This window comes from Mesorhizobium sp. WSM4841 (genome assembly GCF_055811515.1).
Genome location: NZ_JBVVQC010000027.1, coordinates 60538 through 74731, shown reverse-complemented (window position 1 = coordinate 74731; position 14194 = coordinate 60538). Strand labels below are relative to the sequence as shown.

Here is a 14194-nt window from a genome sequence, read left to right as displayed (position 1 = left end):
AGCCTAAGACACTATCTGTCAGATAAAGTTTTAACTTTTACATAAAAATGGATTTGGTTTCAAGAAAGGTCGCTAGCCCCTCTGGCCCTAGTTCACGGCCAAGACCGCTACGCTTGACCCCACCGAAGGGCGCATCTATGTGGAGCGTGTAACCGTTGATGCCGACAACGCCAGCCGCAATTCGGCGCGCAATCGCCATTCCCCGTTCAGGGTCAGACGTAAACACCGCACCCCCAAGCCCATATGTCGTTCCGTTGCAGATCGCGAGCGCCTCCTCTTCGTTGTCGTACGGGATGACAGATACCACCGGCCCGAAAATCTCCTCTTGAGCGATACTCATTGCGCTGTCTACGTCACGGAAGACTGTCGGCTGAATATAGTATCCCGCAACCAAGCCCTCCGGCCGACTCCCACCGGTCACGACTCGCGCACCTTGTCGTCGTCCAGATGCAATGAATTCCTCGACGCGATCTCGCTGACGCCTCGCCACGAGTGGCCCGACCTGCGTCGCGGGATCGAGCGGGTGCCCCACGACAAGGCCGGCCATCTTGGCTGTGATCCCGTCTACCACTTCCTCGTAACGTGCGCGCGGAGCAATCACACGAGTGAGGGCGTGACAAATTTGACCACTGAATGGTATGCACGTGGATGCCACTAGTGGAAGGAAGGTTTTGAGATCGGCGTCGTCGAGTAGCAGCGCTCCCGATTTGCCACCAAGCTCTAGCGTGAGGCGGGCGAAGCGCTCTGCACAAGCCATCGCTACTTGGCGCCCCACGCGCGTCGATCCGGTAAATGACACCTTGTCGACGCCAGGATGAGACGCCAGCAACGACCCCGTCTCACGTCCGCCAAAGACGATATTCACAACACCTGGCGGAATGCCCGCCTCGTTCAAGGCTTCGGCAAGCAGGTAGGAGTCCAGCGACGCTTCCGGTGACGGCTTTATGACCGTAGTACAGCCAGCGGCCAGCGCGGGCGCCAGCTTCCACGCAATTGCTCCCTGCGGGCCGTTCCACGGGACGATCAGTCCGGCGACACCCACCGGCTCTCTCCGAACGATCGTCCGCAACCCATGTCCGACGCGCTCGGACTCCACTTCGAGCTGATCAGCGAGTTCCGCATAGTAGTCGTAGTACCTGGATGTGCCGACCCCATTAGACCGCACGGAAGTCGCAAGGGGCATGCCAATCTGCGCGGTGACAATCGCGCCGAGTTGCTCCGCGCGACTTTCGATCGCGCGGGCGAGCTTATGCAAATGGTTGCCTCGTGTCGATGGCGGCAACTGCGGCCAACCGGATTTTTCGAACGCTTCCCGCGCTGCCTCTACTGCGGCGCCAACGTCATCCTTGTCGCCGTCGGGTATCGTCGCAAACTCTTGCTCATCCGCAGGATTTACGACCGGAATCCTGGTGCGCGAATGGGCCAGTCGGAGCTTCCCGTTCACGTAAATATCGACGTGCTCTCCATTCATGAGTCCGACCATTCCGACTGTCTCCACTTTCGCTACTATGGAGGCATACGCGTTGCTATGCCTTGACCTCGATGCTGCGAGCCGTTTCGGCGGTTTTTTGGACTCAGCGACAAGGCTGCGATTCAACGGCTCACGTTGTCTACTTTACAGCTACAACCACCGCTTCGACGAGGCACTGTTCGAAACTTACACGGACCGCATCGTGGTATTCCATCACGGGCTGCACAGGGCCGGGTTGGAGTAGATCACGCTTCACCAGAGTTCTCATCGGCGCGTTGGATAACGGCTTCCGTGTTATCGTCTCGGAGCTACCTTGCGTCTGTCGTGCCACGCCCTTTCCAAATCGTGTCAGCGATCTTCTCAGCCACCATAATCGTGGGTATATTCGTGTTGGCCCGAGGGCAGAACGGCATCACCGAGGCGTCAGCGATTCTCACACCCGAAACGCCGCGGACGCGACCTGACGGATCCGTCACAGCCAAACGATCCGAAATTGCCCCCATCCGGCAACTCGATGTCGGATGCCAGCTGCCCGCCACGTTTCTGCGGACGAACAGATCCAGACGCTCCTCGTTGTCGAGCAGATTCGAAATGGTTTGACCATTCGTGATTACATGCTTCACGAGGTGGCGGCGCAAACGCGGAGAAGTGTCCATAAGCACAGCCAGCGCTGATGTCAGTGCGTAATTGACGCGGTTGATTTTGCTGACCTGTTTGGCACGCCAATTCCAAGCCGAGGGGAACGGATCGAGTGCGACCGCCGAAAGCGGCTTCTGCTTCAGCAAATGCGCAAGGAATCGAAAGCCACCCTTCAGCCGCTCGATGTCTCGCTCGTCGCTCAACCAATTGAAATCCACCTCCGGCTCTATGAGATGAGAGCGATGCTTCAGCATCACGGTTCCTGTGGAATAGCTACGGTTGACCCACAGGAAAAGTGAGCCAAGACGTTTCCCGAGCGGATGCCAAGCCGACTTGGCAACGGTAGAAATGGCCATGTCCGTCGAAGGACACCTATCGTAACCCGAGGAGTAACGTGCATGCATCTGGATGTGACCACTCACATTGGGTGCCATGCGATTGTTCGGCTCCAGATATGCCGAGATCGCTATCCCCGGATGCTCCTGGAGGCCTTGCCCAACACCCGGAACGTCCGCAATCACCGGGATGCCAAGCTTTGTGAGTTGTTCGGCCAACCCGATACCGGAGCGCATCAAGATGGCTGGTGAATGCAGAGCTCCAGCGCAGAGAATAACCGTGGAACCCTGGAAGATCTGCCTGCCAGAGCCGTTTTCCGTCTCCACGCCCGTGACGGCCGATCCGGAAAAAACAAGACGTACCACCGACGTTCTGGGCAAAATTTTCAAATTGGGCCGCGCACGCACGCTGTCGGTTAAGTAGGCCATTGCCGTAGAAGCCCGACGACCGTTCCGGTTGGTCAAAGGCACAACGGAATATCCGTCGCCGAACGCGCCGTTAAAATCCGGCCTGAAATGAATACCCGAAGCCTCATACGCATTCGATACCGCCTTGATGAAGCCCGACCATTCCGATTGTCGAACACGCCTTATCGGCAGAGGACCATCCTTGCCGTGAAATTCGCCATCGAAATCCAAATCGGTTTCGAGGCGACGGAAGTAGGGCAGAACCTCTTCCCAATTCCAGCCTGCAGCACCGTTCAAGGCCCATTCGTCGTAGTCTCCAGCGCCACCGCGGTTGGCCACTTGGGCATTTATGCTGGAACCGCCGCCCATAACCCGGGCTTGTTCGTAGTGAACTGCCTTTCGCCCGTCTCGCACCAAAGTCGCTTTGAGGGATAACCACTGGTAATGGGGATTGAAGTAGGCGCGAGTAGGATCGCTATCGAGGATGTCGTCAGGGACGGCGCTCGATGGCGTATCAGGACCAGCCTCGACGAGTAGCACGCGACTTCCATTGGCAGAAAGTCTGCTCGCCATGACGCAACCAGAGGAGCCACCGCCAACAATCACGTAGTCGAACATCGTACGATACCTTTCAGTCAGGCGAGGGCTGAGAGCGCAATGTCGCGCGGATGAAGGAGCGGCTTCATCGTCCATCTGCCTGCCGCAAAAAACTCAAATGTTTCTCTCGCGGCGTTAAATACAATTGATATTCGCAGGTTACATAGAGCGACCCCGCCACTAGGGCGGGACTACCCGTCGCGCCTCTATAGTAAAGCCCACCCCGGCCTGCGGGTAAGAGTACCTCAGAAGCCCGCCCCTTGCGGCTGCCCCAATAAGGCCGGTTTGACACCGAAATGTCCCGCGCAGTCTTCTGCCTGGGAAAATCCTTGGCACTAGCTCTTCCTAATCCCTTTCGCTCCGTGGCTCAGCAACTCACTTCAGCTCTCGCGCTCGCCTAGACGCTCTTCCTTTTGTGTTGCGTCGGCTGCCAGCTTGATGGCATGAATTCCGTTTCGTTACGTTACGTGTTGCAGAATGAGTACACAGCGCCTCTCGACCTGCAGCGGGTGCGGACCTTACTTCCAGAAGTGGCGCCGCCAGCCGAAGTCATTTCAAAATAGCAAATATTGCGCGATACAACAAGCCGTTCATTGCATCCATACTTTGTGAAATATTATTATGTACGTTTATTCGTAATTTAATATTTAAAGGAGCTCAGAGTTCGCCGGCGTTTTATCATGCACAAACGGGATCGAGTTCTTTGAGTACTCCGTTTGCGGACGCTCGAGCGATCCCGGCCCGTCCGCCACAGTTCTTCGTCAAACCAAGCCCGCAATTCGTCGGTCACCCCTGCAACCGTTCACCCTCCTTCCGGTCGAGGAAGAGACGAGTTTTTGGAGCCACTCAAACCTGACCAAACTCCTTGCCCCGCAGCCCCACGACGAATGACCCGCGTTTATCAAGCGACCGGTGACGCTGTGACGCGGCATTCCGCCACAAAGATTTGCCAAGCTGACAACCGAGGCTACGGCAGCGTCCTTAGGGCTGGATCTCGTGACCAAAAGGAGCGGAACGCACCATCTCGATGAGATACAGATTGACAAACTGGATCCATTGGGCGCCGGGAGGCAACACCTCGGTCACATTCATCATTTCACGATCCTCTTTGGCCGGCTCCGATTTCACGCCAATAAAGCCTTGATCGTGAGGCACCATTCAGCGCCATTTAAAAGGCATTGTGCGCGGGAGACAAAAAAATGCAGATTTCCTGCTTGCGGACGGGCCTGTCGCGCAAAGCAGCTCTTACACACATGCTTCTGTAATGGGCCCTTACTCGTCAAGTCCCTTCGAGTGATCATCACGCCGCTGGGATCATGCTTCTGTCCGTGGTCAGCACGAAGACTGCCACATCATGCCATCAGATCCTTGAGCCGGCAGGTCAATCTAGGACGTGTGATTTGCCGAAGCTTTCAAAGCACTACTCCTGACCTTGCCAAGCCCTCGTCCCAGCGACGGGACCTCGAAGAAGCAGCGCCTATGGCGGCCTGCCTCGCTGACTGGCATCAGCCCACATGCGATGGAGGACGGTGGCGAGCTTGCGGGCCAGCGCCACCTTTGCCCGTTTCATGCCGCGCCGCTTCGCCACGTCCATCGCCCAGCGCTTCAGGGCGGAGAACCGCGTGGCGCGCGTCAGCATATGCGCGCCGCTTCATAGAGCGCCGTTCGCACCATTCCATCGCCGACCTTGCTGATGCCGCCGTCGATGTCGGTCTCGCCGGATTGATATTTCCTGGGCGTCAGTCCGAAGTACGCACCGACGGTTCGGGATTTTGCAAACCGCCCCGGATTGTCGACCGCCGAACGATAGGTGAGCGCCACCAGAGCCCCTGGTCCCGCGTCATAATGCCCATCTGGCTACGTTATTGAACGTCAAGGGTCTTTTGCTCCGAACTTGGTGATGACGGGCGCCTTGAGTGCCTGACGCACTCGATCAGATGCGAATCTTCGATAACCCGTCGTTTGATGACCCATGGTGCGGATTTGCAATATTGCTCGGCAGTAATGATGCCGGCGGCAATCTGGCGAAGGACCGTCGCGGAGCTCAGATTGAGCATCTGACTTCGCCACGCTCGGCCCATTCGCCATCCCGTGCGTTTTGCGGAAGCTCCGCACACGCGACTGCGACCATCCATTCGATCGACCTGTCCGCTTTCCTGCCCGGTTGAGCAGTCCGGCGATGGCCTTGTCGGGCATCAGTCGCGCGCGGGCGGATCAGCTCTACCGTCTCCGGCTCGACGGACCACCGCGTTTGACCCCGCCGGTTCTTTCTCACTGTCAGGTGGGTATGATCGCCGCCCTGCCAATGCAACAACAGATGAATCTGGTCAGCCTCGACGTGTGCCACGACCTCGCGCAACACGACCCGGATGATGCGCTTACGCGTGACGGTAGTGGCCGCCGGATGATGCCACGCGGCTTCCAGGTCGACCCCCATTTGCAATAGGCGCTGGCGCTCCTCGGCACTCAAAGCGGTCGGCCGCTGTCGGACCAGGGCCTCCAGTTCTTCCTGGAATGCGCGTACGGCCGCGAGGGTGCCGTTCCACCGGCGCTCGAGTTCGTGAGCAACCAGACGATTCTCAGGGTCGACCGTGTCATACTGCCGGCTCGCTCTGGTTGCCTTATATCGCGCCTGTTCGAGCGCCAACTCGATCTGGCGCTGTTTTTCGCCAGACTGATGCTCGCGCTGCGCGATCGCCTGGATGGCCGCTTCAACGCCGAGCGGCTGCAGCAACCGCACGATCTCGGCTCCCACCGCCTCGTCGACCCGTAATGCCCCAAACGAGATACAGGGATCACCGTCGGGATTGCTCCGGGTCGCGTCACACTTATAGCGGCCGACATCACCCTTGGCGCCATTATAACCAACAAGCAGCCGGCGGCTGCAATGACCGCAACGCAATAGCCCGGCGAGCAAAGCCTCTCCCTTGCGCACCGGCCCGCGCACCATCATGCCCTTGCCGTTGGCATTGTCACTAATCAGCCGTTGGTTCGTTTCAAAGTCTGCCCAGGGCAAATAGCCTTCGTGATGATCAACGAGCAAGACTGCCCAATCTGAGCGAGCTTTGCGACGGCCGCGCACGATTCGCTTGCGGCCATTTTCGATTATCGTCCGACTTCCGGTTCGGCCAAAGGCATAAGCACCAGCATAAACAGGATTGGTGAGAAGGTTGCTCACCGTCGCATAGACCGGAAGCTTCCACAGCACCTGCCGTTGTCCGGAGTTCCTAGAGTTGAGGTGCGGCAGCGCGATCTGGTCGCTTCGAAGCGACAAGAACACTTGGCGGATGCTTTGCATTTCGGCAAAGCGAGTGAAGACCAGCCCAATCGCCTCGCGCACGCGCAGGTCGGATCCTTTTCGATTTTGTCACAGCCCACTTTCATATAGCCGACAGCTACCGTGAAGAAGAGCTCGCCCCGTCGTGCTTTCTGCTTCAAGGCTTCCATCGAACGGGCCTGCAGGAGCGACAGTTCGAGGTCGCTCATCGTCCCTTTCATGCCCAGCAATAACCGATCGTTTGGATGGCGGGGTTCGTAGATGCCATCCTCATCGACGATCACCGCGCCAACCAGACCGCAAAATTCGATCAGCGTGTGCCAGTCGCGTCCGTTGCGCGCCATACGCGACACTTCGATTGCGAACACAGCACCGACACGGCCTTCACAGATCACCGACAGCAGCTTCTCGAAGCCCGGACGACTGACGCCCGAACCCGAGCGGCCAAGGTCGTCATCGATAACTGTCACATCCGTCCAGCCAAGAGCACGGGCGCGCTCGGCAAGACCATATTGACGCCGCCGGCTCTCATGATTGTTGGCAAGCTGGTCGACGGTCGATTGGCGGATGTAGATAAAGGCGCCGCGCGCCAGGTGCTCGACGTGATCTTCATCGCCGGCCTCCGTCGCTGCGGCTGCGCCGCGTGCTTCCGACAGCAGCGCACTCACCAGTGGCAACAGCTTCGTCCGCTCGGCGGTGGGGTCTTGGCCACGAAGAGATCGAGCTGGCGGTGACAGGATTGACGATGCTTCATGCTTGTCTCCTCCTTCGCAAGGGGAATCGTCGCGTAGCAAGCTTAGACAGGCATCGAGCTTCAGACGAAGTTCGCGCAGATTCGTCAGTGGCAGACGGGGACTCTCCGTCACCATCATCGCTTCCGCACGATCCTGCGTCATCCAGATCGGCAACTGCACTAGGGTGCCGTCAGGCTGGCGGATGATCAGGGTGAGCTCGTCACCATGGCGATTGCGCCCGGCAACAATAACCGCTTCCCCATAACGGGGATGAAATCGATAGCGGATAATCGCCTCACCCGACTGATAGCGGGCAATATGAAGTTGTTGCACCGACACCGGGCGCGCTCATCAGCCGCTGGCAGGCAGGATCGACACGGGCGATCTTCAGCATCGCGCGGTGCAGCCGGGTAAACTCGTTCCACAATACGGCCCGGGCCTGCAGCATCGCGCCGATCACCCTCGCAAGCATGTCATGGCCTTCGATGAGTTCGCGAATGCGCGCCTCGAAACGCCCCCGGCTCACCTCGCCAACCTTGAGCCCGTAACCGCGTAGGATTCCGCGGATGCTAAGCTCGACGTCGAGCAGCTTGGCCTGCAACAGCTTGCGGCCAACCAGCAGGCCCGCACGTCCTGGGCATCTGCAGACTTGGCGTGTACACGACGGTACCAGCCCATGCGGAGCAGATGCGCGATCCCGCGGGCATCCTTGCGATCCGTCTTCACCGCCATCGCCGACAGTGCCGCCTTCACATGCCGTGTCTCCAGCAACACCACCTCAAAGCCGGCGTCGACCAGACCCTCGCGCAACCACTGCGACAGTGGGCCCGCCTCAAGGCCGACGCGGATGACCGGCAATCCCAGATCGGCGAAATGCTGCAACAGTGACTCTGGCTCGCTCGCCACCTTCGTCTCTCGCACTATCTTGCCCGACGAATCCACCACGCAAACGCTGCTCAGTTCCAGCGACACATCAATTCCTGCATAATAGTCCATGGTTGTCCCTCGCTTGACGCTTGGGGCCGACACAATCGGACCCCCGTTCAACATCATCACTCTGAGGGACAGCCGCCTTCCTTGCTATGAAAGGAGCGCCGGCCCATTACGGCATCTAGGTGTGTTGCCACAGAGATGGCGGCGACATGTCGATCTCCCGCGATATGCCGCCCGTTGTTGGTTCCGCAGCGCGATGGATTAGGTGTCTGGTCCCAGAGTGTGGAGGAATCAGTCAAGCTGCCCCTTCATTCAGGGATCAGCTATGGGACAGATACTCCACGGCAGCAGCGAGCTTGTAAAAACTCCAGATCTCGCGCTGTGCGTTCCGCAAAACCGGAGTTGATTTTCTGTTAAGAACTGCGTCACCGCCTTAGTCGAAGGAATTACGTAACAATGCGGCTGCTGCCTCCATCAATCGTGATCGTGGTTCCGTTCAGGTATGCTGCGCCACCGCTCACCATGAATGCGATCAGTTCTGCAAGCTCATTGGCCATTCCGATCCGGCCCAAGGGATTTGCGGTCGCAATCCGCCTAGTGGCAGACGGATGATCAAGTCCCTCATTATTCATCAGGTCCTCAATTCTCATGCGCACCCTGCCTGTATCAAAATAGCCTGGTGCCACAACATTTACACGAACACCAGTCCCTGAAACAAAATCTGCAAGGTGCTTCGCTACTACTGATATCCCAGCCCGCATGACATTTGACGCGAGCCGATGACCTGTCGCTTCATGGACGCCGGTAGACGTTATGAAAATGATATCCCCACCGTCCGGCGCTTGCATCACCTTGGCTGCAGCTCGCGAAAGTCGGACTGCGCTCATAAGCAACATCTCGTAGGAGTGATCCCAATCACTATCACTCAATGTGTCGATAGTTCCGTATGGCGCGTGACCAGAATTCACGATTAGGCAATCCAGTCCTCCCAATAGCTCCAGTGTTCGATTGAACAGCATATCCACATCCGAGCGTTGCGAAAGATCGGCGACTATGCCGTGAGCAACCAAGGATCTCGAATTGCCTTTTAGCTCATCGATAGCCGAATCCAATCTAGATTGCTCGCGACCACAGATGACCAATTGGGAGCCATCTTCCGATAGCTTTCTCGCGATCGCGAAACCCAGCCCTTTGCTGCCACCCGTAACGAGAACCTTGCGCCTACTTCTATCCATTCGATCCGTTTCCTCATGCTGTTTCTCTGATTTGCGCGACCACCATCTGCTCGGCAGACATGTGACTGCGAGGTCTTCGGCAATCCCATGCCGTTGAGCTTCGCAGTTATGTGCCCCATCACTGAGGGAAAGCTACCATTGCGCAGTAGGCCACACAGTCCGCGAAGACTGCGCAATATCGCGGCGGGGATCTTGTTGGCCACGAAGGCGCCGGATGAAACCGACAGTCATCGTTGGGTCATTCTCGGCCCGCTCCAGGGCGCGCCGACAGATCTTGTCGTGCAGCCTTGTTACCAATCCGCACCTTGAACTCGGTCCGAAACCGCCTCCTGGCTTCGTACAGATTATTCTCTCAGCGGTCATTCCACCTTACGCCCTATCTGGAAAGCCATCACCACGTCTGAGCGGGCGCTTATCTTCACAAACCGCGAAGCTTCAAACACGGCTTGGCCAACAGACTGCCAGCGAGCAGGTCCACCCGTAATTCTGCTGCCCTAAAACTCGATTTATCAATCTCGGCATGCCAATTTCAAGCCATTCGTAATCGCGCTGGTCGGGTCAAAAGGTGGGGATCTGCGACCTGTGCGATTAGCTCGTCGGAAAGCTCCGGCTGGTCGGTTAGAATTTCGCCAATGGTTTTGCCGGAAGCCAAGATCTCTTTGGCAAGCAGTGCTGCCCGCTCGTACCCGATCGTAGGCGTCAACACGGTTGCGATGGCGGTACTGGCTTCCAAGTGTTTCCGGCAGATCTCTGGATTTGCAGCAATACCCCCTACACATTTCATCCGCAACACATCAACGGCATTGATCAGAAGCTCCAGCGAATGCAGGATGTTGTACGCGATGATCGGTTCCATGACGTTCAGCTGAAGCTGGCCAGCTTCGGAGGCGAGAGTGATGGTAAGATCGTAACCGATGATCTGGAAAGCGACCTGGTTGACCACTTCCGGTATAACGGGATTGACCTTTCCGGGCATCATCGACGACCCGGGCTGAAGCGGCGGCAATGAGATTTCACTCAGGCCGCCGCGAGGACCACTGGATAGCAGACGCAAATCGTTGCATATCTTCGATAGCTTGGTCGCCGTCCGCTTCAGCATTCCAGAGAAGAGCACAAAGGCACCGGTATCCCAGCTGGCTTCGACCAAATTGCCAGCCGGCACCAAACGCAAGCCGGAAATCGCCTGCAACTCCGCAATAACTGCTGCCTGATAGTCCGCATTCGTATTGATGCCCGTACCAATCGCGGTGCCCCCTAGATTGATTTCATGGAAGAAGGCGGCGATCTCACCGAGACGAGCTACATCTTCCCGCAGCGTCGTCGCGAAGGCCTGGAATTCCTGGCCCAGCGTCATAGGTACAGCGTCCTGCAACTGTGTGCGGCCAAGCTTGATCACATCCGAAAAGCACTTGGCCTTGGCTTCGAATTCATCCGCGAGTTGCCCCAAAGCTCGCTGCAAAGACGCCTGAGAAAGTACAATCGCCAGTCGGAGCGCCGTAGGATACACGTCGTTGGTTGACTGAGAGAAATTCACGTCGTTGATTGGATGCAGCTCGTCGTATTTTCCGCGGGGCAATCCCATGATTTCCAAACCGCGGTTTGCAATGACTTCATTGATATTCATATTAGTGGACGTGCCAGCGCCGCCCTGGAACACATCGAGCGGAAATTCTTGAAGGTGCTTGCCAGCCAAAATTTCCTCGCAGACATGACAAATAGCCCTAGCCTTGCGGTCGTTAAGATCGCCGAGCGCTAGGTTGGCGCGTGCCGCTGCCATTTTCACATAGGCAAGTGCCTTAATGAACTGCGGGAAATGACTAATTTTTATGCCCGAAATGGGGAAGTTGTTGATGCCCCGGGCAGTCTGTGGACCATAATAGGCGTCGACCGGGATACTTACAAAGCCAAGTGAGTCTTTTTCGATGCGCTCGATCTGTGAAGCGTTTGTCACGATGATTACCTTACGTCGTTTCCGCTGTGGCCGCATCTAGGAGGTCTGGTCTCCTCAGAAGCTGCAACCTAGTTTGTGAGAGAATTGCCGCCGGCTATGTAGTGCTTCGCCGGCCAACTGGCTTTAAACTCAATGATTGCCTTTCATCCGCCTTGCCGAGGTGGTTATGCCTGATAAGCCGTCGTCGGGACCTCTATCCTCGACAATTAGATCGAGCGAAGCTAGGGGGGCCGTGCTGCAGCTGCGTCGCGAGCACCGGAAGGCAGTAGCCAGTCTAAGTAGGTTTGATGCCCTTGAACGACAATCGGCGTCGGCCGGTTGCGGCGTCGGGTGTATTTACCGTCCTGCCGTTCGACGGGAAGCCGAGTCCTATGATTTATCGAGTGAGCTCGCAACCGTGTCTTGATGCCCTGAACACAGCTCGAAACCTGGGTAGGAAAAGGAATTTTCTCTTTGTCCATCTCGTATCCACGATCGGCTCCCCGTGTTGCTGGACGAGGTCAGGCATTTCTACATCGAAGAGCTTCGGTTCAAAAAGCTAACATGCCTAAGAAGGCTGTTTCGAGTGGACATTCCCACTCCAGGCAGAAAATCCTGCGTTGCTGGGAGCCTTGCGCAGTATCGCGCCCGTTTGAAGCATATTTATGCCATAGTGAGGTATTCGGACCGAACCTGAATCGAGCCGGCGGCCCGTCCGTGTCGAAAGACCATGTTCGCGGCCCGGCATCGCGGTAGAGCATCGACTGGGGTCGTCAGGTCACATGAATTTCTTTCCGCGCGGCGCTCCATGGCCCGTGTGCTAGCCTTTGGCAAAGACCTTAGAAGGCCTGGAACAACACGGCACCCGCGGATAGGCGTATTGTACGACTTCTGCGTGGCCATGCGTGCCGCGTCGCCACCTTCCTGCCCGCCGCTTCCTAACATCAATCCGAGCTCGCGTGCCTGTCGCAGGCCAGTGGCATTTCAATTTCCGAATCGATGATTGAAGTAACGGAGTGAAGAAAACCCTCAGTAGAATGGCATCAATCGCAGGAGAACGGCTTTAAGGGCATCACCTGCGTTGCCGATCGACGTTTTAGGAGGCGTAGCCTGACGGAAAGTCGAACGCTAGCATTGGAGTTACAAATGAAAGGCCTCGCAAGCGCTGCATTGGCGAACCTCAAACGGCCAGACCTTTTGCAAACGCGCGCTCATTTGAATGGTGCGTGGCTCTCAAAACAGGAAACACTGGCGATCGTCGATCCCGCGACCGGCGAAGAGTTGACAAAAGTGGCGGCGTGCGAACGGTCAGATGTCGACAACGCTGTTTCCGACGCAAGAACCGCTTTCGTGCGGTGGCGCGATGTCCTGCCTTCCGAACGTGGCGCACATCTGCGGAGGTGGGCAGCAGGCATGCGCGAAAACGCAGAAGATTTAGCTGTCATCCTCACCTGCGAACAGGGGAAACCACTAGCCGAAGCAAGATGTGAAATTGCATACGCCGCTACCTTTCTCGATTGGTTTGCAGCGGAGGGCGAGCGGTCCTACGGCGAAACCATCCCCAGCCATTTACCCGGATGTCGCCTGAGCGTAGATATGCAACCGATCGGAGTGACCGCTGCAATCACGCCATGGAATTTTCCTTCGGCGATGATCACCAGAAAAGCAGGGGCCGCCCTGGCCGCTGGCTGCACCATGATCGTTAAGCCCGCGCCTGAAACGCCCTTGTCGGCCCTCGCACTTGCCCGTCTTGCCGAAGAGGCGGGGCTTCCTGCCGGGGTGTTTCAAGTCATAACGGGCGAGGCACCTCCGCTTGCAAAGAGGCTGTTAGAGCATAGCGACGTTCGGGCATTCTCTTTCACGGGTTCAACCCAGGTGGGTCGAATACTGCTCGAACAATCTGCGAAAACCGTGAAAAGAGCTTCGCTCGAACTTGGTGGCAATGCCCCGTTCATACTTTTCGCCGACGCGCCGATAGAGGCGGCGATCGAAGGGTGCATGTCAGCCAAATTCGCGACGTCTGGTCAGGACTGCCTCGCGGCAAACAGGATCTACGTGCAGGAGCGCCTCTATGAGCGCTTCGTAGAAGAATTCGCTAACGCCGCCGCCAAACTGAAAGTCGGGCACGGATTGGAACCTGGGGTCGAAATCGGTCCAATGACCAAGGCATCCGTAGCCGAAAAATGTGGCCAGCAGGTTTTCGAAGCTCTTTCTAGCGGTGCTCGCATGGTGCTCGGGGCACAGGAGAGCCAACTTGGCGGCAATTTCGTGACGCCGACAGTGCTCGCCGATGTGACTGACGATATGCGGGTAGCAAAGGAAGAGACCTTTGGTCCCGTAGCTGCGATCCTCCCCTTCGTCGACGAGGAGGAAGTGCTCTCCCGGGCGAATAACTCGGAAATGGGCCTAGCGGCGTATGTCTATACGCGAGACCTCAACCGCGCCATGCGCCTGGCTGACCGGCTTGAATACGGCATGGTCGCGGTGAACACGCCAAAATTTACCGGGGCGCCTATTCCGTTCGGGGGATGGAAGCAGTCCGGCTTGGGGCGCGAAGGCTCAAAGCACGGCATCGCAGAGTACCTGGAGTCCAAATACACATGTTTTGGCAATATCGCAGCATGAAAGGAAGCAG

At 57.3% G+C, this 14194-nt stretch carries 6 protein-coding genes and 3 pseudogenes; 1 reads left to right on the top strand and 8 read right to left on the bottom strand.

Annotated elements, in window-relative coordinates:
- Positions 1–37: 37 nt before the first annotated feature.
- The 8 genes and pseudogenes from AC0L14_RS25810 to AC0L14_RS25775 form a co-directional block, all read right to left on the bottom strand.
- Positions 38–1483, bottom strand: a complete 1446-nt coding sequence (locus AC0L14_RS25810; protein WP_473751164.1) for an aldehyde dehydrogenase — start codon at positions 1481–1483, stop codon at positions 38–40.
- 296 nt (positions 1484–1779) lie between these two features.
- Positions 1780–3471 carry a GMC family oxidoreductase gene (locus AC0L14_RS25805; protein WP_473751163.1) on the bottom strand — a complete coding sequence of 564 codons (1692 nt, stop codon included), beginning with the start codon at positions 3469–3471 and terminating at the stop codon, positions 1780–1782.
- A 1456-nt stretch (positions 3472–4927) separates the two neighbouring features.
- Positions 4928–5286 (bottom strand): annotated as a pseudogene (locus tag AC0L14_RS25800) (transposase); the annotation flags it as partial.
- A gap of 208 nt (positions 5287–5494) precedes the next feature.
- Positions 5495–6790, bottom strand: coding sequence for a recombinase family protein (locus AC0L14_RS25795; RefSeq protein ID WP_473751162.1), 1296 nt, complete (start codon positions 6788–6790; stop codon positions 5495–5497).
- 131 nt (positions 6791–6921) lie between these two features.
- Positions 6922–7596, bottom strand: a pseudogene (locus tag AC0L14_RS25790) (recombinase family protein); the annotation flags it as partial.
- A 196-nt stretch (positions 7597–7792) separates the two neighbouring features.
- Positions 7793–8457 (bottom strand): annotated as a pseudogene (locus AC0L14_RS25785) (IS110 family transposase); the annotation flags it as partial.
- A 383-nt stretch (positions 8458–8840) separates the two neighbouring features.
- A complete protein-coding gene (locus AC0L14_RS25780; RefSeq protein WP_473751161.1) occupies positions 8841–9629 on the bottom strand; it encodes an SDR family oxidoreductase in 789 nt (262 codons plus the stop codon).
- 529 nt (positions 9630–10158) lie between these two features.
- On the bottom strand, positions 10159–11616 hold the full coding sequence (locus AC0L14_RS25775) for an aspartate ammonia-lyase (protein WP_473751160.1): 1458 nt from the start codon (positions 11614–11616) through the stop codon (positions 10159–10161).
- Positions 11617–12705: 1089 nt separating this feature from the next.
- Between AC0L14_RS25775 and AC0L14_RS25770 the strand changes: the two genes are divergently transcribed.
- Positions 12706–14184 carry an NAD-dependent succinate-semialdehyde dehydrogenase gene (locus AC0L14_RS25770; protein ID WP_473751159.1) on the top strand — a complete coding sequence of 493 codons (1479 nt, stop codon included), beginning with the start codon at positions 12706–12708 and terminating at the stop codon, positions 14182–14184.
- Positions 14185–14194 lie beyond the last annotated feature (10 nt).